General features: G+C 38.9%; 23 protein-coding genes. 16 read left to right on the forward strand and 7 right to left on the reverse strand.

Translation table 11 applies throughout. The features are described 5' to 3' along the window. Positions 1-33 precede the first annotated feature (33 nt). The 3 genes from rbp to RIB54_RS03765 all read left to right on the forward strand — a co-directional run bounded on the left by rbp (position 34) and on the right by RIB54_RS03765 (position 1,477). Complete coding sequence (rbp, locus tag RIB54_RS03755) at positions 34-282, forward strand: RNA-binding regulator (protein WP_350063713.1); 249 nt, start codon at positions 34-36, stop codon at positions 280-282. 127 nt (positions 283-409) lie between these two features. Continuing rightward, the gene (locus RIB54_RS03760; protein WP_350063715.1) at positions 410-988 is read left to right on the forward strand and encodes a YceI family protein; all 579 of its coding nucleotides are present in this window, start codon (positions 410-412) and stop codon (positions 986-988) included. Positions 989-1,030: 42 nt separating this feature from the next. After that, entirely contained in the window at positions 1,031-1,477 is a 447-nt protein-coding gene (locus RIB54_RS03765) for a MarR family winged helix-turn-helix transcriptional regulator (RefSeq protein ID WP_350099348.1), read from the forward strand. A 24-nt stretch (positions 1,478-1,501) separates the two neighbouring features. Here RIB54_RS03765 and RIB54_RS03770 read toward each other — a convergent pair whose 3' ends face one another. Together RIB54_RS03770 and RIB54_RS03775 are read right to left on the reverse strand one after the other, a co-directional pair. Then, positions 1,502-3,217, reverse strand: coding sequence for a M3 family oligoendopeptidase (locus RIB54_RS03770; protein ID WP_350099349.1), 1,716 nt, complete (start codon positions 3,215-3,217; stop codon positions 1,502-1,504). A 54-nt stretch (positions 3,218-3,271) separates the two neighbouring features. After that, positions 3,272-4,390, reverse strand: coding sequence for a 2Fe-2S iron-sulfur cluster-binding protein (locus RIB54_RS03775; RefSeq protein ID WP_350099350.1), 1,119 nt, complete (start codon positions 4,388-4,390; stop codon positions 3,272-3,274). A 186-nt stretch (positions 4,391-4,576) separates the two neighbouring features. On the opposite strand from RIB54_RS03775, the gene purB reads away from it, so the two are divergent. Next, positions 4,577-5,920: an adenylosuccinate lyase gene (gene purB, locus RIB54_RS03780; protein ID WP_350099351.1), complete on the forward strand. Its 1,344-nt coding sequence runs from the start codon at positions 4,577-4,579 to the stop codon at positions 5,918-5,920. Positions 5,921-5,925: 5 nt separating this feature from the next. Here the strand turns inward: purB and RIB54_RS03785 are convergent, their stop codons facing one another. After that, positions 5,926-6,366: a GNAT family N-acetyltransferase gene (locus tag RIB54_RS03785; RefSeq protein WP_350099352.1), complete on the reverse strand. Its 441-nt coding sequence runs from the start codon at positions 6,364-6,366 to the stop codon at positions 5,926-5,928. A gap of 1 nt (position 6,367) precedes the next feature. After that, positions 6,368-9,574 (reverse strand): WD40 domain-containing protein, encoded by a 3,207-nt coding sequence (locus tag RIB54_RS03790; RefSeq protein ID WP_350099353.1) that lies wholly within the window; start codon positions 9,572-9,574, stop codon positions 6,368-6,370. 196 nt (positions 9,575-9,770) lie between these two features. Between RIB54_RS03790 and RIB54_RS03795 the strand changes: the two genes are divergently transcribed. Continuing rightward, positions 9,771-10,625, forward strand: a complete 855-nt coding sequence (locus tag RIB54_RS03795) for a M57 family metalloprotease (protein WP_350099354.1) — start codon at positions 9,771-9,773, stop codon at positions 10,623-10,625. Between the two features lie 175 nt (positions 10,626-10,800). After that, entirely contained in the window at positions 10,801-11,901 is a 1,101-nt protein-coding gene (locus RIB54_RS03800; RefSeq protein WP_350099355.1) for a DUF2911 domain-containing protein, read from the forward strand. A gap of 49 nt (positions 11,902-11,950) precedes the next feature. Here RIB54_RS03800 and RIB54_RS03805 read toward each other — a convergent pair whose 3' ends face one another. The 3 genes from RIB54_RS03805 to RIB54_RS03815 form a co-directional block, all read right to left on the reverse strand. Next, positions 11,951-12,946 carry a helix-turn-helix domain-containing protein gene (locus RIB54_RS03805; protein ID WP_350099356.1) on the reverse strand — a complete coding sequence of 332 codons (996 nt, stop codon included), beginning with the start codon at positions 12,944-12,946 and terminating at the stop codon, positions 11,951-11,953. Between the two features lie 145 nt (positions 12,947-13,091). Continuing rightward, complete coding sequence (locus RIB54_RS03810) at positions 13,092-13,631, reverse strand: ExbD/TolR family protein (RefSeq protein ID WP_350099357.1); 540 nt, start codon at positions 13,629-13,631, stop codon at positions 13,092-13,094. Between the two features lie 106 nt (positions 13,632-13,737). Continuing rightward, positions 13,738-14,106, reverse strand: a complete 369-nt coding sequence (locus RIB54_RS03815) for a DNA gyrase inhibitor YacG (protein WP_350099358.1) — start codon at positions 14,104-14,106, stop codon at positions 13,738-13,740. An 81-nt stretch (positions 14,107-14,187) separates the two neighbouring features. Here RIB54_RS03815 and RIB54_RS03820 point away from each other — a divergent pair, with 81 nt between their 5' ends. The 10 genes from RIB54_RS03820 (at position 14,188) to RIB54_RS03865 (ending at position 22,725) form a co-directional block, all read left to right on the forward strand. Continuing rightward, positions 14,188-15,336 carry a tyrosine-type recombinase/integrase gene (locus RIB54_RS03820; protein ID WP_350099359.1) on the forward strand — a complete coding sequence of 383 codons (1,149 nt, stop codon included), beginning with the start codon at positions 14,188-14,190 and terminating at the stop codon, positions 15,334-15,336. 67 nt (positions 15,337-15,403) lie between these two features. Beyond that, positions 15,404-16,531 (forward strand): hypothetical protein, encoded by a 1,128-nt coding sequence (locus RIB54_RS03825; RefSeq protein ID WP_350099360.1) that lies wholly within the window; start codon positions 15,404-15,406, stop codon positions 16,529-16,531. A gap of 195 nt (positions 16,532-16,726) precedes the next feature. Next, positions 16,727-16,966, forward strand: a complete 240-nt coding sequence (locus RIB54_RS03830) for a ribbon-helix-helix domain-containing protein (RefSeq protein WP_350099361.1) — start codon at positions 16,727-16,729, stop codon at positions 16,964-16,966. Next, positions 16,959-17,249 (forward strand): type II toxin-antitoxin system RelE/ParE family toxin, encoded by a 291-nt coding sequence (locus RIB54_RS03835; protein ID WP_350099362.1) that lies wholly within the window; start codon positions 16,959-16,961, stop codon positions 17,247-17,249. Before RIB54_RS03830 ends, RIB54_RS03835 begins: the two co-directional genes overlap by 8 nt. 298 nt (positions 17,250-17,547) lie before the next feature. Beyond that, positions 17,548-17,994 carry an NAD(+)--rifampin ADP-ribosyltransferase gene (arr, locus tag RIB54_RS03840; protein WP_350099363.1) on the forward strand — a complete coding sequence of 149 codons (447 nt, stop codon included), beginning with the start codon at positions 17,548-17,550 and terminating at the stop codon, positions 17,992-17,994. Between the two features lie 3 nt (positions 17,995-17,997). Beyond that, positions 17,998-18,450 carry a VOC family protein gene (locus RIB54_RS03845; protein ID WP_350099365.1) on the forward strand — a complete coding sequence of 151 codons (453 nt, stop codon included), beginning with the start codon at positions 17,998-18,000 and terminating at the stop codon, positions 18,448-18,450. 240 nt (positions 18,451-18,690) lie between these two features. After that, on the forward strand, positions 18,691-18,990 hold the full coding sequence (locus tag RIB54_RS03850; protein ID WP_350099366.1) for a hypothetical protein: 300 nt from the start codon (positions 18,691-18,693) through the stop codon (positions 18,988-18,990). Positions 18,991-19,056: 66 nt separating this feature from the next. Beyond that, the gene (locus tag RIB54_RS03855; RefSeq protein WP_350099367.1) at positions 19,057-19,410 is read left to right on the forward strand and encodes a CPBP family glutamic-type intramembrane protease; all 354 of its coding nucleotides are present in this window, start codon (positions 19,057-19,059) and stop codon (positions 19,408-19,410) included. A gap of 242 nt (positions 19,411-19,652) precedes the next feature. Beyond that, positions 19,653-21,521, forward strand: a complete 1,869-nt coding sequence (locus tag RIB54_RS03860) for a CBS domain-containing protein (protein ID WP_350099368.1) — start codon at positions 19,653-19,655, stop codon at positions 21,519-21,521. Continuing rightward, positions 21,514-22,725, forward strand: a complete 1,212-nt coding sequence (locus RIB54_RS03865) for a succinylglutamate desuccinylase/aspartoacylase family protein (protein WP_350099369.1) — start codon at positions 21,514-21,516, stop codon at positions 22,723-22,725. Before RIB54_RS03860 ends, RIB54_RS03865 begins: the two co-directional genes overlap by 8 nt. Positions 22,726-22,779 lie beyond the last annotated feature (54 nt).

Genomic DNA, 22,779 nt, shown 5'->3' on the forward strand with positions numbered 1-22,779 from the left:
TATAAGTTATATTTTAAACAATCTTATTTTACAATGAACATTTTCGTAGCAAAATTAAATTTTAGAACCACCAGCGAGCAATTACAAAAACATTTTGAAACGTATGGTGAGGTATCATCGGCCAAAGTTATTTTTGATAAAGTAACTCAAAGGTCTAAAGGTTTTGGCTTTGTTGAAATGCCTGACGACAGTGCAGCTCAAGAAGCTATTGCAGGACTTAATGAAACTGAGTTCGATGGGCGAACTATAGTGGTTAAAAAGGCAAATCCTAGAAACGACTAATAAGAATTAACTTAAGTTATATATAGCAGAGAATGATCTCTGCTATTTTTTTATAATTTTTTTTCAACGACACAACATTAATGTTTAAACATCGTTTATATTTGCATTATATAAAAAAGACACTCTTATGAAAAAACTAATTTTATCAATCGGACTTTTAGTAGGTGCAACATTTACTTATGGTCAAACAGAATGGACAGTTGACAAATCCCACTCTTCAGTAGGGTTTACAGTTACTCACCTTGTAATATCAGAAGTTGAAGGGCAATTCACTGACTTTGATGCCAAGGTAGTAAGCACAAGCGATGACTTTGCTGGTTCTACAGTTGAATTTACTGCCAAAGCAGCTTCAATTGACACAGACAATGAGCAAAGAGACAATCATTTAAAATCGGATGATTTCTTTAATGCCGAGAAATTTCCTGAAGTAAAATTTAATGGTAAAATCGTAAAAAATGGCGCTAAATATCAATTAGTAGGTAAATTTACGATGAGAGATGTGACTAAAGATGTTACATTTGATGTTAAGTACAACGGTACTATTAAAGACCCATGGGGAAACATTAAATCTGGTTTTAAAGTAACTGGTGCCGTAAACAGAAAAGAATACGGCCTGAAGTGGGGAGCTTTAACTGAAGCTGGTGGAGCCGTTGTTAGTGACGAGGTTGAAATAACAGCTAATGTAGAGCTACAGAAAAAAGGATAATAAATAAATGGGGTTGAGATTACTCAACCCCTATTTTAGCATATGCGAATAGAAGAAGAGATACATCAAAAGAAATTTCGTAGCGAATTACAAAAAGCTACTATCAACCTATTATTTACTTCCAATTGGCTTACCAACAGGCACAAAGACTTTTTTAAACTGTATGGTCTTACACCTCAACAATTCAATGTGCTAAGAATCTTAAGAGGTCAGTACCCAGGTTCTATTTCTACATCAGAAATCAAGGCCAGAATGCTTGATAAAAATTCTGATGCATCTAGAATTGTGGACCGTCTCACACTAAAGGGATGGGTAACCAAAAAAGAATGCCCTGCTGACAGAAGGTTAGTTGATGTCACCATTAATGACGATGGTCTTAACTTGCTTACCCGCATGGATGCAGACACCAATGCCCTTGACGAATCTCTCGGACTAAGCGAATCTGATGCCAAGCAGCTTAGTTTGCTGCTTGATAAAATGCGTTCATAAAGTAAGTTTAATGGCTTTTTAGGGCTATAGATCCTCAAGTTCTGCCTTCACAAAAGTCATCAATTCCTTAATATAGGATTGACTAAAGTCAAACTTGATATTTGCAGCGGCATATACTTCCGGTATTGATTTGGTGTAACCCAATTTCAAAGCATTCATATAGCCCTCCAGCCCCTTCTGTGCATTTTCCTTGTAGTTTTTCCAAACTGCTACAGCACCAAGTTGCGCCATACCATACTCTATGTAGTAAAAAGGCACCTCGTACAAATGAAGCTGCTTTTGCCACATGTACTTCTTATTTTCTTCCAACCCACTCCAGTCAGTAATATTATCAGAAAACTCTTCAAATATTCTTAGCCACGCTGCGTGTCGTTCTTCCAAAGTATGATTAGCATTTTCATAAAGCCAATGCTGAAATTTGTCAATAGTTGCTACCCAAGGCAGTGTTTCTATAATTTGCTCAAGGTGCTCTACCTTGGCTCTTTTCAAGTCTTCCTCATTATCAAAGAAAAGATCCCAATGATCCATAGAAATCAATTCCATACTCATAGAAGCCAATTCAGCTACTTCAGACGGAGTGTTTTTAAAATCGCTGATCTCTAAATCCCTGGTCAAGAACGAATGCACCGCATGGCCACCTTCATGCAGTATGGTAATCATGTCGCGATGAGTAGAAGTAGCGTTCATAAATATAAAGGGCACTCCAATTTCTGCCAGCGGGTAGTTATATCCGCCCGGTGCTTTACCTTTTCTAGACTCAAGATCAAGGTGGCCCATTTCATTCATTATAGCAAGGCACTGACCCAGGAATGGGTCAAGTCGCTTAAAGCACTCTATAGTTTTAGCAGTAAGGTCCTTTCCATCTTTAAATGGCTTCAATGCTTCTCTATTTTCAGGATCTACGGCCTTATCCCATGGTCTTAGCTGATCAACTTTCAGTTTCTCCTTTCTATCCTTTGCTAAAGTATTAAGCATTGGTGCCACTTCATGGGCTACGGCATTATGAAATTCAAAGCAGTCAGCTGGCGTATAATCAAACCTTCCCATGGCCTTAAACATATAGTCACGGAAATTATTAAATCCTGTATTTTTTGCCACCTTATCACGAAGACCAATCAATTTTGTGAATAGGTCATCAAAGGTCTGCTTGTCTTCTAATCTGCGGTCAGCTATTTTATGATAAATCTCCTCTCTTAGCTTTCTGTTAGTTGATTGAAGGTTTACCGCTGCTTGTTGCAAGGTCAGTTCCTTGCCGTCATACTCAACAGTCATGGCACCACTAATCTGGCCGTACTTCTGCGTTTCTGTTTGTATTTCAGTATTGATTGGGATGTTTTCTTCCCTGAATATCTCGATATCCTTCTTCATCTCACGGATCATGATATCAAAACCAGTTTCCTTCTCTAAGTCAGATAAATATTCTGAGGCCACGGCCTTCTTATTTAGCTGATCACTGATTGGTGCGATCTTCGGGGATATTTCAGTTACAAAATATTGATATGCCTTGCTGTACTCTTCATTATCAGTGTAGCAAGTCATTTTGATGTAGCGCCATCCAGCATCTTCAGATATGATGGACTCCAGCTCACTACGATCTTTAAACCATTGTCTTAGAGCATCATCACTTTCAATTGCTCTGTTTTTTAGCTCATCAAAATAGGGAGCCAGACCTTCCCAAGTTTCTACTTTAAAATCCTCAGGAATAAAAGTTCTCTGAGGTCTTGACGGTATATCAATCATATTAATATCTAACTAATCTTAATATTTATTTTAAACTCACAAAAGGGCACAGGATTACCCTATTTCTATCACCACGTCATCAGTCAAAGGATGCCCAACACATGTCAGCACAAATCCTTCACTAAGTTCAGATTCAGATAGTCCTTCTTCCTCATCAAGCTTTACCTTGCCGGATATGCATTTACCTCTGCAGGCTGTACAAAGCCCACTTTGACATGAATAAGGTAAATCAATACCTAAATCAAGTGCTGTTTCAAGAATAGAATTACCTGGCTCCACAGTAAACTTGTGCTCATCACCATCATAGATTACGGTCACTTCTCTCGTTACTATTTCACCAGACTCAGCAGACGCTTCCTTTTCAGCTTTATCGATTGTTCCGGCTACGAAACTTTCTTTAAAGATGGTGTCTTTTGGAATGCTCTGTTCTGCAAGTAGATTCTCAACATTCTTCATCATGCCTTCCGGCCCACACATTAGGTAAGTGGTATTCTCTTTACCCCAAGAAGGAATGCGCTCAAATATTTTAACGAGCATATCGTGATTTAGCAAACCACTATGACCCTGCCAGTTCATAGGAGCGTCATCCAAAATATGGATGACATGAAGCCTTCCTTCGAAATCGGTTTGAAGTCGGTCAAATTGCTCTTTAAATATTATACTATCAATATCCCTGTTACAGTAAATTAGCGAGGCTATGCTATTAGGCTCTTGATCAAGCATGGTTTTGATAATTGACATCATAGGTGTGATACCGCTTCCACCAGCAAACATTACCAAATGTCTCTTATTACCTGCATCATAATCGGTAGTGAATACACCCATAGGCTCCATGATTTTCATGGTATCACCGACATTCAGATTATCAGGCAGCCAGTTCGACATCAGACCACCATCCACTCTCTTAACTGTAACTGCCAAATCTTCATCTACAAATGGGGAAGAACATAAAGAATACGCTCTTCGCACTTCCTTGCCATCGATAGTATTGATCAGCGTCAAAAATTGACCCGACTTATAGTTAACCTTCTCAGCGGGCTGATCGAACACAATGGTAATTGCGTCTTTGGTTTCTTTAATGATATTTTTAACGGTAAGATTCAAGTATTTACTGCCCCCAGAAGCAGGTTTCTTATCACTATCCTTATTCTTTTTGAAAAAACTAAATGCCATTTTTTAATTTTTAAATATCCAATTTATGTGCGGTAAAGTTAACAAGTAAAAGCCTATTTGGTTGTAGATATCCATCCAAAGTTCTAGATACTCAGTTGAATAACCTTAAATGATATTAATCTTTGATGCATGAACCGGCAACTAGGAATATTTCATTAATTTTGCACGCTTCAAATAAAGACTAAAATGAAGCTGAACAATCTCACTGCCCTCTCCCCAATTGACGGAAGATACAGAAAAGTAACAGAAGGACTTGCCCCATATCTTTCAGAATTTGGACTTATAAAATACAGGGTGCAGGTGGAGATTGAATACTTCATAGCACTTTGCGAATTACCATTACCTCAGCTTAAAGGTGTTGAGAACAATTTATTTGATTCATTACGCGCTATCTATCAAAATTTTTCTGAAGAGGATGCCCTGAAAATCAAAGAAATAGAGAAGGTAACTAACCATGATGTAAAGGCCGTTGAGTACCTAATCAAAGAGAAATTTGATGAGATGGGTTTGAGTGACTTTAAAGAATTTATCCACTTTGGTCTTACCTCTCAGGATATCAATAATACATCAATTCCGCTTTCGCTGAAAGAGTCAATTAGCGCTCAACTTTTACCTTTATTGAATGAGGTGAATGCACTTATTGATGCATTTGCTGAGGAATGGAAAGACATTGCCATGCTGGCTAAAACGCATGGGCAACCTGCCTCTCCTACCCGTTTGGGTAAAGAGTTTAAGGTTTTCAATGAAAGGGTAAATAAGCAATTAGAATTACTTGCCACTATTCCCTACTCAGCGAAGTTTGGTGGCGCTACGGGAAACTTTAATGCGCATCATGTGGCCTACCCTGAATTTGACTGGGTAGATTTCGGGAATAATTTTGTTAAGAACTATCTAGGTTTGGAAAGAAGTCACCCTACAACTCAAATCGAGCATTATGATAACCTGGCTGCTCTTTTTGATAACATTAAAAGAATCAATACTATTCTTATTGACTTGAGCAGGGACATCTGGCAATATGTGGCCAGCAACTACTTTAAGCAAAAAATTAAAGCCGGAGAAATAGGATCATCGGCCATGCCACATAAGGTTAATCCTATTGACTTTGAAAATGCAGAAGGTAATTTAGGTATTGCCAATGCAATATTTGAGCACCTTTCAGCAAAACTTCCAATCTCGAGACTACAGCGAGACCTTACAGATTCAACAGTATTGAGAAACGTGAGTGTGCCATTGGCTCACACGATCATAGCGCTTCAATCACTCAAAAAGGGATTAAACAAACTTGAACTTAACCGGGCTGCACTTGATGCTGACTTGGAAGAGAACTGGGCAGTAGTAGCCGAAGCCATTCAAACAGTACTAAGAAGAGAAGGCTACCCTAAACCTTACGAAGCACTGAAAGAGCTAACGCGTAAGAACGAGAAAATCACAAAAGGCAGCATCCACAACTTCATTGAAACTTTAAATGTAAGTGATGCGATCAAAAGTGAGTTGAAAGTGATCACTCCTTTTAACTACACTGGAGTATAATAACATTAGGTTTTGAGAGGTTTCTCCATAAAGTACTCAAACTCATCTTCATCAACAATTTGAAATCCAAACCGCTCATAGAGTCGTTTGGCAGGGTTTGCTTTTAGTACTTTTAGAGATAGGCCTTTTCCTGCGTTTTGGGCCTGAGCTTCAATTACGTTTAATACTTGCTTCCCAAACCCTTTGCCTTGATGCTCTGGCGATATCTGAAATTGTATGATATCCAGAGACTTTGGGTGCTCCTTGTATTTGATAAAGCCTACAACAGTTTTATCTGACCATATTATATGCCCGCAGTCGAAGTGCTTCATCACTCGTTTCGTGTGCTCTTCTTCAGACATAGACCAACCAACTTCTTCCAGATGCTGAGACATTGTAGCAATTCTCAATGCCAGCACCTCAGGCAAGTTATCCTTGGTAGCTTTAACTAGTTTTATTTCACTCATTTTATTCTATCACCAAAGGAAAGTCCTGACCGCGCGAAAAGGTATGAGGAAACTGCATAGCACCTTTATATTTCTTTGAATACTCTGGCACCTGATCATCCAGATATGACTTCAGTTCATAGATAGTAATCTTACCATCTTTGGGAGCACCGTCAGCTTTACCAGAAAGTGCCTCTAAAAGTACGTGTGTAAAAAGACCATGGCCTAGCTCGCTGAACTCAGTAGCAAATTGTTCACTGCCTGCAGCAGCTAATATATGAATGCCGGTACTACGTGATAGTTGTGCCAGCGCCTTCTCCTCACCTGCCCCTCTTTGCGCCAGCATTTCCACTCCACCCCCTGACTGGCAAGCATCTATAAATACAACTTGTTTTAATGCTGCAATATTGGTCAACTGTGCCTGCATTTCGGTTGCCGTAATGCCGTTCTTGCTTAACTTATCTTCACTGTAAAGCTTTACATTATCTGTAGGTACAAAGTAAAACTCATTGTCAACCATACTGCCATGACCAGCATAATAAAAGAACAAAACATCATTAGGTTTTATGATTTTGGAGAGGTTGGTCAACTTATTAATAATATTATCCTTGGTAGCTTCGTAGTCATAGAGTGTTACCAGCTCAATCTTATCATAAAGCTTCTCAGAACTAGACATGATCAGCTCCTTAAAACCTTTGGCATCCGCTGCCGCATAATTCAGGTTTAGCGCCTCATTTTCATATTGATTGATTCCAATCACCACCAAATAAAGTGTTGATTTCATCTTCTCGCCAAAATCTACCCGCACGCGATACTTTTTAGATTCAATATTGCCTTTGCTTTTGGCTGTAGCTTCTATATAATTGGTACCAGGCACCAACTGAACAACTTCATTTAAAACAATGGATTTACCCGACTTCACATCAACAGGTTTATCCATAATGATTTTACCATTGTGAATCAGCCTGGCAGAACTTACTCCTCCACCAGCGTCCGAAACTTTTACAAAGACATCAATTTTATCAGTCTTGCTTGTCTCATTGTTTGGAGGTGAAATGAATTCAATGGTTGGCGGGGGTGACTTCTCAATTTTCTCTATCATGTTCAGCTGATCGCCACCCCGATTATTAAATGTCTTCTTCAATAAATCAGGTTTATAAAATTCATCAAAAAACTGATCTACACTAAAGCTTTGCATGCCCTGTACGAAAGAGATATTTTGCATCGCCCCTTCAGTAGCATTGAAATAACCGTTGGCATTTATAGCCATCCAGTCTTTCTGATTTAGAATTATGTAGGACACCAATTCCTTGCCACTGGTCACATCCCACACTTTGACCATGCCATCTTCACTGGCACTGACCAGCATTGCATTATCACTGCTAAACTCCAAGGATGTAACGGAAGCCACATGACCTACCAGCTTCTTTTCAACAGTGCCATTGACTGCATTCCTGATCCTGATGTCTCTGTCCAAACCAGCTGTAGCTACCTGCATACCATCATGGCTAAAAGCTGTTGCATAAACAGGGCCTTCATGGTCTGACATCCGGGCAGCTTGGAGGCCATTACTTATATCCCAAAATTTTACTTTACCATCCCAACTTGCAGAGGCCACCATCTTATTATCTGGAGCAATATCAAAGTCATGAATAATATCTGTATGACCTAAAAAGTTACGCACTTCAGTTTTGCTATCAATCTCCCATAGTTTTAAGGTCTTATCGAGCCCGGCAATTAATAAGTAGATGTCATTATTATAAAACTTCAACTTATAGGGGGCGCTTTGTTCAAATAGTAGTGTTTGTTTTAACTCTCCGGATTGTAGATCCCAAACTTTAGCAGTGCCATCCCAGCTGCCGGTGGCTATACTTTTTTGATCAGTACTAAAAGTAACATTAAAAATTACATCACGGTGGCCGACAAACTCCCTGATCAGTTTGCCGGTAGCAACATCCCACAGGATGGCCTTTCCATCTGCGCCTGCTGTCAGTAAGTACTTACCGTCATAAGAGAATTCTGTGCTAAGCACCGCTTTTTCATGGCCAATGAATTCCCGGGTTATCTTCCCGGAAGCCACTTCCCACATTCTGACTATACTACCAATCTTGCCCTTCACAAGGTATTGGCCATCAGGACTTATTCTGACATCATTTTTAAGGCTTGTGTATTTTCTGATGTAATAATCCCAGCTTGATTTATCGTATTCAATACCAGCTTTATCAGTCAGGTTTAAGAAACCCTGATATGTTCTGATCAGCGCTCCGGTTGACGCATCATAAAGTCTAACCAATGTATCATCACAAGAAATAGCTATTGTTTTGCCATCCGGGCTAAACCTGGCATCAGTCACTTCTTTTTCCAATTCTAGATTTTTAGCCATCAAAAGCTTTTTCGATTTTGCACTGTAGATTTTTAATGAGTCCTCAGTAGTTATCAACAGCTTATCTTCAAAGAAATCCAGAGAGGTGAATTCTGAAGGGTTAGTATAATAAATTTCCAAAGTTTTACCGCCACTGGTTGACCATAATTTAAGATCACCTTTATTGCTTGCTGAGAATATTTGCTGATCAGATTTAAAAGATATGAATGTGGCACAACCACCACAAAATCCCTTCTCAGGTTTATATTCTTCCAGTTGCTCTCCAGAAGCAACATCATAAATCATCACACTTCGGTTATCACCTCCGAAGGCCACTTTCTTATCATCAGGACTAAAGGAAGCACTTATTCCATAGCCTAACCCTTTATCAGGGTTCACCTTAAAAGTTTTAAGCATTTCACCTGAAGCTACATCCCAGAGCTTAGCCTCCCAATCAAAACCAGCGGTGATCAGCAATTTATTATTATTACTTAAGGCAACAGAAGTCAAATAGTCAGTATGCCCGCCAAATGTCTTTAGCAATTCCCCGGTACTTATATTCCACATCTTTGCGGTTTTATCAGCACTGCTGCTTATAAAGAACTTGCCATCAGTACTGACTGCGATATCATTTACGGTTGACTGATGACCAAGAAATGATCTCAACTCACGTCCAGTATTCACCTCCCACAGCTTAATGGATTTATCGCGGCTACCTGTTAGCAGGTATTTGCCATCAGGAGTAAAAGCAACGGTCTTTACCGCTTCATAATGACCTCTCTGAACAACAGTTTCAAGTTTTTGCGCCAGACCCAGGGAACTTACAAAGAGTGCGGTTAGCGTGAAAAGAATAATGTTCCTTACCATAACATGAAATTATAAGTTCTTTTGGTGAATTACATTGACATGAAAATAAAATATCCAGTTTGCTTTACTTCGGTCAATTCGAAATCGGACAATAAATCATTGATGTAATAAATCTCAACAATAACCACGTCATTTAAACTTCCTATCTACTAGCTTGACTTTCGTTGTAATGACAATCAACCTAAACCAAATAATTATGTTTAATTTCAATTCAAAATTGAAGTCAGTTTTTCTATTGACTTTAATATTACCTTTCGCGTTCTCATGTAATGAAACAGAAGTCATTAAAAGTAATGAGCTGGTCATTACAGATGAAGTCAGGTCCCAATTCTCTTCTTTGGGATTTGATGTTTCTGATTTAACCACCACCAATAGTAGAGACTTACTAAACCCGGCTGTAGAAGGCAACAAATTCTTGCTTGAAGGCGACCTGGTAGTAAGTTCGGCAGACCTTCAAAACATGCTCAGCGGTGAGTTTGTAAAAGGTCAACCGATAGTGGAGCAATACAGGACCAACAACCTGGTAAGTCAGGGTAGAACCATTAATGTGATTGGCTACACGGGAAATAATTCCAACGGATTAGATTCCAAAATGCGTACCGCACTGCAATGGGCTGTTGATAATTTTAATGCTATCAATATCAATTTAAACTTCACCCTGACTTTTGGCACCAATTACACCCCATATGACATTGTAGTCTACAGAGTAAGTGGTGGTGGTGGCGGTTCTGCTGGTTTCCCTAGCGGTGGTGCTCCTTATAAATTTGTGCAAATACAGTCTGGTACCAGTAACTTTGATACCAATGTTGTAGAGCACGTAATAACGCACGAAATAGGACATAGTGTGGGCCTTAGGCACACCGATTATTTTAACCGTTCTATCTCATGTGGCTCTGGTGGCAATGAAGGTAGTGGCGGAGTTGGAGCAATCCACATTCCGGGCACACCAACATCTGCGGATTTAAATTCTATCATGCTCGCTTGTTTTAGTTCAAGCGAAAATGGGGAATTTGGCTCTTTTGATGTCGTAGCCCTCGAGTATCTATATTAATAAATTCATTATTTTAATTGTCATTACACGCTTAAAAAGGCCATGTTTCCATGGCCTTTTTTCTATTGTCATAAATCAACTTTTTATTGTGATTATCATCTCCAGATTTCCTAAATCAGGATATAAAGTAGTATAGAGCCGCTTAAAATTGCGCTAACTCAAATAAATAAACACAATGAAAAAATCACTATTAATGATGCTGCTTGTGGCAGCCACTGTTGAAGTAAGCGCACAATTTCACACTTTAAAAATTCCACAGCCGAGTAATCACGTAACAGAAACACAAACACTTGCCGTTACTGATATTACCATTGACTATTCTGGTCCTTCTGCAAACGGCAGGGATGTCTGGAATGATACCAACGTAATCCCCAAAAATGGAAATCCTATTGCATGGCGAGCCGGTGCGAATATGAATACTACCATTGAATTTAGTACTGATGTAACCATAGAAGGGGAACCTTTAAAAGCGGGAAAATATGGCTTTCATATCATACCAAAGGACGATAGCTATCAACTTCTTTTCGCTCATAATAATGACCAGTGGGGAAGTTATTATCTGGATGTTGACAAGGATGTTACTTTACAGGTAGAAGTACAAAGTGAAGAATCTCCGGCTTCAGAAAAGTTAGATTATGAATTTATCAACTGGACAGAATCTACAGTTCAAATTGCGCTGGAATGGGCCAATAGAAGAATACCATTTACCGTTGGTGTTGATCTTAACAACACTGTAGTTGAAAGCTTTAGAAGCGAGCTACGTGGTATCAACACCTACCACTGGCAAGCATGGAATGACGCTGCAACATGGTGTTTAAGACACGATACCAATTTGGAAGAAGCACTAACCTGGGCTGACCGATCAATCAACGGAGGTTATGGCGGTTTTGCTGCTGATAAGAATGTGACTAACATGACCACCAAAGCGAGAATATTAAAAGCACTTAACAAAAGCGAAGCATTGACAGCGACAATTAATGAGCTAAAATCAATGTCTTTAAGTCCTTATGAAGCCAATGGTTTGGGCATTTTCTTATTGCAAACCAATAAAGCTAAAGACGCACTTGAAATCACTGAGAGAATATTAAAAGACAATCCAGATGTGTGGTTTTTAAAGCTTAACAAAGGAATCTGCCAGTATTATTTAGGTAACAAAAAAGCCGCCATTAAAGCATTGGGTGAGGTAGAAAAGGTAGCTCCTGAAGGTTTTAAACCACGTTTGGGCCAAATAAAAACTGAGATTCAAAACGACACTTATAAAGTACCTGGGAGTTGAGTTTTCGGGTTTTGACCAGACGGCATGTTAGCAATAGCATGCCGTTTTTTTATGCGGTTTTCAATGCCATGGTTTGCTGATAGGCCTTTGGGCTCATCCCTGTTTGTTTCTTAAAAGCAGCATAAAAAGCCGATGGCGTTTTAAACCCAACATCATAAGCCAGCGCCTCTACTTTTACATGATCATCCATAAGCAGCAGACTTTGAACTTCACTAATTCTGAAATGATTAATGGCTTCTGGAAAGGTCATTTTATACAATTCTCTAACACAGTGGGTAATTAGATAAGCCGGAACCTGAAGTTGTTCTGAGAGTTGATTGATTGTGATTCCAGGTATTTTATAAATATCCTCTTCTTCAAATGCAGATTTAACTTTTTTAACATGCAAAGGAGAAACCTCTACCTTCATAGTTTGCTGGAATACAACCGGTGAGCGAAGTGCATTAATAAACACAAAATAAATACCCAATGCCGCTATGGCAGCTCCTATGGCATAATCCATCATGGTATTGGTCAGATGCTGATAAACAAAGGCTATCCAAACCAGTGAAACAGCAATCAATATTTGCCTGTTCCAGGAAGCCATTCGCTCATGTTCATAGGTGCTAACGGCATTTACCTTCCATGCTTTGACAAGGTAGAACAGCATAATCACTGTTGTGATCTGATAAAACCATGTAAACCCTTCTTCTTTTACTACCGTGAAGCAAAGAACCGTCCCGACAAGCGGATACAAAAAGTGAATGGCATAATAATACCACGGAATAGATTTTCTGCCAGCAACATAGGCGGTATAGAATAGTACCAAGGGCCCTATTAAAGAAAGCCCTAAAAAGCCTGTTGCCACCCCTTCATCTGCCACAGTGGGCAAAAGAAAATATGCAATAGACTTACCCACCCTCAGCGAAATGGCTATAAAAAGGGCTCCCAAAAAATAGTTGCCCACCTTATCATCTTTTCTTATCAAAACAAGGTAAGCTGCCAGAAACAACCCGGTAGTAACGGCAACACCAGCAAAAAGCCCTAAAATTCCGTATAGATTCATCAAAACTTATTTCCATGTCTCATGAGAACGGTTCATGAGATACAATGCTAAAGTTACGTTGAGCTTACCACAATAGTTGCGAAAGTAAAAGCCTCGCTCCTGCTAAGGTCTTTTATGCTGTTGAGTGGTTCAGGAAACACTAAAATCAATCAGGCTCGGCAATGGAAATATTCATGGGTATCTCGGTTCTTATCTTTTTATAGGCCACAGCCTGATCTAAAGACAGCTTATTGTCTCTAATGTCCTTTGGTTTTAACTGTAGCAGGTCAGCATAGATTTGATAATAGGCAGCCTTGGCCTGATCCAGCACATGCAGATACATATCCTGCGTAGTGCCGCGGTTTGCCTTGATGGACACTATGGCATCTTTTGGCGTATCGCTCAAATTTGAGGCCTTGCCTCTATTAAGCACAAAAGTCATAATATCTGCTTTCAGGTGTTTATAATCTTCCCTGGTTTCATTTTCTACCAACAGTTTATCTTCAGAATTGATCAGAATCTTAAAAAGATTGCGTTCATTGATATTGGTGGTATTGACATCTTCCAACAAGGACGGAAGTACAAGATCAAGGCCTTTGTCATTAACAATGCTGGTGGTAACCATAAAGAAGATGAGCAACAAAAAGGCAATATCCGCCATACTGGCGGCATTGGTGGCTACGGATTTATCTCTTAACTTTTTCATAGGATTTTTGATTTCATAACCCGCTGAAAAGGTAAAGTCACCTTCATTATAAAAGGAGAATATCATCTATACATTTGGTGAATTTATAATGCAGCAAGTTTGAACATCAGTTCATATAGGGCTGATGCTGGACAAGGACATACTTTTCAGCACCATTTTCATTTAATGCCAGAAAACCATATTCGTAACAAAACAGATACACCTGTCCTTTATCGTTTTTCCAGTAGTGTGTGAAATATTTAGGGTTAAAGCCATCGGCCAGTAGCACTGCTTTTCTTACAGTTGCCTTACCAGCTCTGTTGTATGCCTTTAGAATACGCCTGTTTTGTTTTAGTGCTTTGTCAATGGTCACATATAAATTATTGGCTTTTTCTTTATTCTGTATATAGTGGAATGATGTTTTGCAGTAAGGACTACAAAATTTCTTATCAACACGTCCGGTAAATTCCTTTCCACATGAGGGGCATCGTCTCATAACCGTTTATTTATACGTCTAAAAAACGTTTAATTATACGATTAAATTTGGACTTAACCATTATTTCAATGAGGTTACAGTATGAATCCTACATCCAGACGAATTTCTCTTAGTCATTTGATCATTAATGACCAGCGTCAAATAGGCATTAAATTCTATCCTGATAAGGTTATACAATCATTAATAAAAAGTATAAAGGGAATAAAATGGAGCAATAAATACGGTTTAGCCTACCTACCCAATACTAGTACCAACTTAAATCATATTTATTCCATATTTAAGGGCGTAGCCACCATAGATGGTAGATATTTTTACATTAACAAACCGATGCATAATCCCGTAAAAGAGCATCAGCAATATAAGTTTACTGGTGCTAGGCAAGCATACACAGCAGGATACAAAACCATTCCAATAGAATACTTACAAAAGCTAGAGCTCAAAAAATACAGTAAAAGCACTGCCAAAACTTATACCGGCTTATTTGAAGGTTTTATAAATCATTTTCCTGATAAATCATTAGTTGAACTTGGTGAAGATGAGATCAGATCATATCTCTCCTATCAGGTGAAATTAGGCAGGTCAGATTCCATGCTCAATCAAATAATTAATAGTATCAAATTTTACTATGAAATAGTATTAGGAATGCCCAATAGGTTTTATGAGATTGAAAGGCCTATAAAAAGAGAAAAACTACCAGAAGTATTATCGAAGGAAGAAGTACTAAGGCTTTTGAAAAATACCAGAAACCTGAAGCACAAGTGCATTTTAAGCACCATTTACTCTGGCGGACTCCGAATTGGCGAGGTCATTAATTTAAAAGTAAAAGACATTGACAGCGGCCGCATGATGCTTCGTATAGAGGGAGCGAAAGGTGGTAAAGACAGATATACTTTGTTAAGTAAAAATTTATTGGAGGATCTTAGAACTTATTACAAACTGTACAAACCCAAAACATTTCTTTTTGAAGGGGTTGGCGGTGGACAATATGCACCTACTTCGATAAGAAAAGTGCTTAAAAGATCATGTATAAAGGCAGGAATTAGAAAAAATGTGAAGCCACATTCATTAAGACACTCCTTTGCTACACACTTATTAGAACAAGGTACTGATTTAAGGAGTATTCAAACATTATTAGGACATAACAGCTTAAAAACAACCGAGATATACACCCATGTAGCCAATACAGCTATGAACACTATAAAAAATCCCTTAGATTCGTCCGAACAATAAAATATAACGACACCTTTTGTCCCGTTACACGGGTGTTGGCAGCCATTTTTCAGGACAAAGTAGAGCAATGAAGAAAATGCAATTTTTTATCTTTTTGGTATCGTTGACAGTGACGACATATGGAATTGACCTAACTCATTTTAAAGAAGTTGATAAGTTTAAAATTGATAAGACGGACATCAAAGTTTATTTTAACGACCCAATGATACAGTTGGCGAGAATGTATTCCGACTTTGACACAAAGACATCGACTGAGAAATTTGGAATTTTATCTGATTACCTTCATAATAACCCTCTTTATGTTTTTGTTGCCACAAATAAGAAAGCCAAGATCAATAGGATTTATGTTTTAAGGGGTAATCCAAGAAAACAAAGAACCAAGAATTATTTTCAAATTGATATTCTGAATGAAAGGAGTTCAAATCTTTTTGATAGAACGGACTATGAGAAAGATATTCTTAAAACAATCGACAAGGTAAATGTTGGTGGCTCTTTATTTGAACACATGGCAGTTTTTCAAACGCCAGAGGGAAAGAAAGTAATAGGAAAAGGAATAAAATTTTGGGATTATTTCACAACAGTCGAGCCGTATTCAGAAATTAAATCCGCAGTGCAGACGTTGATTGAAATGGATTTGACAAACTCCATTCCATCTGACTACTTGCTGACGAAGACGGAACCGATCAAGCCTCTATTTGAGTATGAGGAATGCGCTATTACAAAAGTAAAGGAGCGCGAGATTAAAACCACTGTATACTCCTATGACTCTTTAGGGAAAGTAAAAAACGAATACCCAAGAACGGAGACGGACTATGACTTGTATTATTCTTCGACATCTCAAGAGTTAACTGGAGTGACAACATTTCCATTTTTCAGTTCGACTGATACAAAGGAGGAGTTTGAGGACGGAACAAGAATTAAAATTGAGAGCAAGCAACCTTATCTAAATCATTACCTAAAGGACATTGTTATTATTAAAAATCCTGAGTCAGGAGAAATTGCACGAATTGAAGGAAAATTAATAATTCATGCATATTCAGCTGCTGGACACAGTACATCTGATGAGTTGTATATAGCCGAATTCCAAAAAGTGGGTGATTGTAATTTACCTGTTAAGATTAGATTTCATTCCTTAACTGACGTTGACTTAAAAAGACCACGAATTGTGAAACAGATAAAATATGTGTTGAAGTAAAAACGGCTGCCAACAATAGCTATGGCAAATGGCGGGCGAAAGTGTTAACGAAAATATTTATCCTGCTATTACGTTCAGTTACGGTGGACAGAAAAGATTTCAAAAACCGCCACTTGCCATAGCCGAGCGTTGGCAACAATAACCATCTTTGCAATTGATTCGTATTTGGTGTATATTTACATCAAATATAAAATTATGGCACGTCAAAGTATATCACTTACGGAACCTAATGACCAGTGGTTAAAATCTCAAATCGACAGTCAAGAATATTCAAGTAAGAGTGAATTAGTTAACGACTTAATCCGACAAGCAAGAAACCAACAAAAGCAAATCGATTGGATAAGGGCAAAACTGGAGAAAGCTGAGAAAAGTGGTTTTACAAATGCTACTAAAGAGCAGATTTTAGCGCAATCTAAGTCTGATCTGAATGGCTGATTACAGACTTAGTAACGAAGCCAAAAATGACCTAATCAGAATACACCAATACGGAGTAAAAAAGTTTGGAGAAGTACAAGCCGACTACTACTTCAATACTTTTTTCGATTACTTTGACATGATTGTCGAGAGACCATTTTCATACGAATCAGTTGACTACATTAAAGAAGGATATAGACGTTGTGTTTGCGGGGTTGACGGTATCTATTTTAGAGTAAAGGACGAGGTTGTTGAGATTATGGCTATCATTGGACGACAAGATGTTACTGGCATACTAAAATAAAGTTGCCAATTGAGTAGACCGCCTCACCAGTTTTAATTGACGAGATGCGCCTCTTGCCATAGACATCCCTTTGGGACACACCACTCAGCGCGTTCGGGGCTTCCCGCCTGAACGAATTCATTCGGGCAGGTCACCCTTTGGAACGCTCAACTTCATGAGCTATATTCACTATTCAAGGCACACACAAAATGTAGAGTGCATAGCACCCTTTGGGACGCTACGACACTATACACAGGCGTTAGCAGACATTACAAAAAAACAACAACCAGAGACAAATAGTAAAATAATCAATTTGACAATGGAGCAAAAGAACAATCAACTAAAAGCAAATGGACAGGGGGCAACACCTTTTGCACAAACCTATTTTCACGGAACAAAAGCAGACCTGAAAGTTGGTGACCTAATTGAAGTTGGTTTTAATTCAAATTATGGTAAACAAAAAAATGCGAAATACATTTTTTTAACTTCAACTCTCGATGCAGCAATTTGGGGTGCTGAACTTGCTTTTGGTGAAGGAAAAGAAAGAATTTATTTGGTTGAACCAACAGGTAAAATAGAAAACGACCCGGATTTGACCGACCAAAGATTCCCGGGAAATCCGTCAATGTCTTTTCGGTCATTAGAGCCATTTAGAGTAGTTGGCGAAGTTACTGTTTGGAAAGGACACCCAAGTGACCAGGTAAAAGCAATGAAAGAAGGTATTAAAAGACTTAATGAACAAGGAATTAAGTCCCTTAATGACTAAAATATGGGAAAAAGCAGGTTAATTGAAATGAACAACGTTGGTATCGTTGTAGAAAACCTTGATGATGCAATATCTTTCTTTTCAGAAATAGGACTGACACTTGAAGGACGAGGTATGGTTGAAGGTGAGTGGGCTGGACAAGTAACTGGACTTGGTAATCAATCCGTAGAAGTTGCGATGATGGTTACACCCGATGGACACAGCCGGCTTGAACTTTCACGATTTCTAATGCCAACTACTATTTCAGACCATCGGACGGCTCCTGTTAATTCTCTTGGATATCTAAGAGTTATGTTCAGAGTTGACAATATTGAGGAGTTGGTGTCCAGACTTACAAAGCAAGGTGCTGAACTTGTAGGCGAAGTGGTTCAGTATGAAAACATATATCGGCTTTGCTACATTCGAGGGGTTGAAGGACTTCTAGTTGGATTGGCAGAACAACTAAATGAAAAATAGGTGTATAGCGAAAACACTGAACCGCCAACCTCCATTCATATCATGCTTTGCATGGCAACAACTGGCGACAACTGGGGGAATAATTTAGCAAGCCAATCCTCCTGATTGCCTAATTAATAAACTAAAGCTCTTGAGCATTTAAAATCGCCACGCTTCATACAGTAGGGTTACCTCACATTTGAAAATGTAACATAAATAGAAGTTAATCGTCTGAGAAGGGAACTTAACCGGTAAGATCAAATGACGAAAAAAAACCAAAAAACGATTAGCAAAACAAAGACAATCCTTATTTTCATTTTTACTATCATCATTGGCTATGCCCTATTCATTATTCCAGATATATTCTTTGGAGTTACCAAAATCAATGGTGGCAAGATTGGCATTAACTTATTCTACATAGCCATATTTCAATTTTTCACAATTATAGCCTTACTCTCTGCTTCTCTAAAAATCTTAAAAAAGGATTTTAGTTATATCGGACTGCGGTTTGTGAATATCAAAAAAGACATTCTATTAGGTCTTATTTTCGGTCTTTTATAGACTATTCTTCAATTTGTACTTATTATACCCAACACTGGCGGAATAAACCGTACTGATATCAATGGAATGTTGGGGATGTATGATGGAAGTTTAATTGGAACAATTTCATTTATTGCTTTGGGAGTAATAGGAGGTGGAATAACAGAAGAGCTCTTTAACAGAGGTTATTTCATTAATGTTCTTAAAGATGTCTTTAAAAACCCAAAAACAGGATTATGGTTTTCTGCAATTTCGTCTATTATTATATTCTCATTCGGTCATATGCCAGTTACTGCATTAGATTGGTTTGATATTCTTATTCCGACTATTATGTACACTTTACTATTCATAACAACCACACGATTGACAGCTCCAATAATAGCTCACGGAATTTACAATATGACAGCCATACTATTAACTTATTGGCTCTACTATAATTAAAAACAGGATGGTATCAATGTATATGATAAATAGTTGAATTAGTAATAACGTCAAGGTTTTTGGCTTATGCTCAACTTTCTGTTATATCAAAAGTTTTGAGCATCAAAATCGCCTATTTATTTTTCTAAACTAACGATTATAAACCCACTAAACCCATTCCCTCCTCCCATTTCATGCCATAAATCAATTTCTATACTGACACCTGTCAAAAGTTAATTGCTTAAAAAGCAGCTATTTGAGATATGGGTGAGCATAGTATATCAATTGTTCAAAAAAAGGAGGAAAGAGCAAGGTTTATCAAGCATCTTCTCAATGACATCAGTGCGCTGGAGCTGATGCTCAAGAACAATCAAATAGAAAATAATGTCTACAGAATAGGCGCTGAGCAGGAATTTTGCCTTATCACCCCAAACTGGCGACCTGCTAAAAATGGTGAGGTGCTGCTTGAAAAAATCGGTGACCCGCATTTCACTACAGAGCTTGCCCGGTATAACCTGGAACTTAACCTGGATCCTCAGCTACTAGGCAATGATTGCTTTGAATTAGTCGAAAAGCAGATAAGGACGCTACTGAAAAAAGCAGAAAAGGTAGCCGTTGAAAACAATACCAAAATTATTCTAACGGGCATTCTCCCTACCATCAGCAAAAACGAACTGGGGCTCGACTTCATGACCCCCAACCCAAGATATTGGGCGCTAAATGAAATGACCAAAGCTATGCGTGGTGATGATTTTGACCTAAATATAAGAGGGGTCGATCAGTTATCGATCAGGCATGATTCTGTATTATTTGAAGCCTGCAACACGAGCTTTCAGATACACCTGCAAGTGCCACCTGGTGATTTTGTATCCAGTTATAACTGGGCTCAGGCCATATCGGGTCCTGTATTAGGCATTTGCACCAACTCACCATTATTATTGGGCAGGGAACTATGGAGTGAAACGCGCATTGCCTTGTTTCAGCAGAGTATAGATACCCGTACCTCTTCTTATGCACTTAAAGATCAGCAGTCGCGAGTGTCTTTTGGACTTCAATGGGCAAAGGGTTCTATTGCCGAAATCTATAAAAACGACATTGTCAGGCACAAGGCCCTTTTTACTAAAGATGATATTGAAGATTCCATGGAGGTTTTGGCCAATGGTGGTATTCCTAAACTATCTGCGCTTAACCTGCACAATGGGTCAATTTACAGGTGGAACAGGCCGTGCTTTGGTGCCCATAACGGTATCGCTCACGTAAGAATAGAAAATAGGTACATACCATCAGGCCCAAGTGTAGCAGATGAAATGGCAAATTTCGCTTTTTGGGTAGGCCTTATGATTGGCAGGCCTACCACTTATGATAGCATGGAACAAGTAATGGATTTTAAGGATGCCAAAGGCAATTTTATAAAAGCTGCCCGCTCTGGTAAGGAATCCATACTCATATGGAATGGTAAGGCTGTATCAGTAAAGAAACTGGTGATCAACGATCTGTTGCCCATTGCTTATGCAGGGCTTAAAAATGCCGGTATTCAGGACAAAGACATCAACAGGTACCTTGAGATTATAGAAAAGCGGACCAAAGGACAGACAGGTGCTGAGTGGATGACAAAAAACTACCGAAGGCTGCGCAAAGGCATGAATCAGGATGATGCTTTGATCTCCCTCACCAAGTCAATCCACAAAAACCAGCATACGTCCAAGCCTGTACATGAGTGGCCACCACTTGAGCCGAAACCCAGAATTCATGAGACCGCCCATTTGGTAAGCCATATTATGTCTACCCAATTGTTTGTGGTTAATGAAGATGACCGTGCTGAATTGGCCACCAGCATAATGCTTTGGAAAAACGTGCATCACGTGCCGGTAGAAAACGAAAAAGGCCAGCTAACAGGCCTACTCACCTGGACCCACATGAAGCGCTTCAAAGAAAAAGATGCTGAAGATCAGGACCAGACAGTGGCAGAAATAATGACCAAAAAAGTATTGACCGTTGAGCCCTACACAGAGATTAAGGATGCCATTGCCCTGATGAAGAAAAATGAATACGGGTGCTTGCCTGTAGTTCAGGATCAGCACCTGGTGGGCATTATTACCATAAAAGATTTAACAGGTTTAAATTATGGTTAAGATCCACAGCAAACCATTAGGACAGGCCATAGAAATCAGCCGAATAATTGGTCAAATAAATGGAGGCCTCCCTGGGCCAACTGTAATCTTTACGGCAGGCATTCATGGGAATGAACCTTCAGGCATTTTTGCACTAAAACGGGTATTGGAAGAGCTGGGGCCAAAACAGAAAATAATTAGAGGTAATATTTTTGCAATCAGCGGTAACCTTACCGCACTATCAAAAGGTATCAGGTTTAATCAGGAGGACCTCAACAGGTTGTGGACTTCCGATAGAATGGACATTGTAAATAATGCCACGCTAACTGATACTAATGAAGATGAGGATGAACTGGTAGACATTAATAAAGAGTTGAAGCAACTCCTTAATGATTACCCTCCACCCTATTATTTCATGGATTTGCATACTACCTCCAGCGAGTCGATACCCTTTTTAACAGTTAATGACAGTTCGCTTAACCGAGACTTTGTAAGCCAATATCCGTTGCCAATTATTTTTGGTATAGAAGAGTTTATAGAGGGGCCGATATTAAGCTACATCAATGAGCAGGGATACGTTTCATTTGGTTTTGAGGGTGGTCAACATGATGGGTTATACTCTATTGATAATCATGTGGCCTTTATTTTTCTAACTTTGGTTTATGCCGGGGTTATCAATAAAAAAGTGGCCAATTATCATCACCACTATGAAATGCTATCTAAAAGCACGGTAGACTCGCGCGGTTTCTATGAGGTATATGACAGCCTGAAGCTAAACAATGCAGCGGTATTCAAAATGAAACCCGGCTTTGTCAATTTCCAAACTGTAAAGAAAAATCAGACATTGGCGCAGCTTAATGGCAATAAGATAACCGCTGATAAAACTGCTAAAATCTTTATGCCCCTGTATCAGGCTAAAGGTGACGATGGCTTCTATATGATCAGGAGGATTCAGCCCTTCTTTTTGAGACTTTCCAGGGTTTTAAGAAAGTTTAAACTTGACAATATGCTTACCTGGCTGCCGGGAATCCACTGGGCCAATGGCCAAAGAAACAGACTTTTGGTAAACCTCAAAATAGCCAGATTCTTTGCTAAAAAGTTCTTCCACTTATTGGGCTATAGAAGCATCCAAAAAGACAAAACCCACCTGATATTGAATAACAGGGAAGCTGCCGCCAAGACAGAAGAATACGCTGGCGCTAAATGGATGAACAGAAGTGCTTAATGGTCGCAGACTACTTTGAAATGTTCTGATAATCGAATAAATAGGGCTATTTTA

This window comes from Fulvivirga sp. (assembly GCF_040218215.1).
Classification (GTDB): domain Bacteria; phylum Bacteroidota; class Bacteroidia; order Cytophagales; family Cyclobacteriaceae; genus Fulvivirga.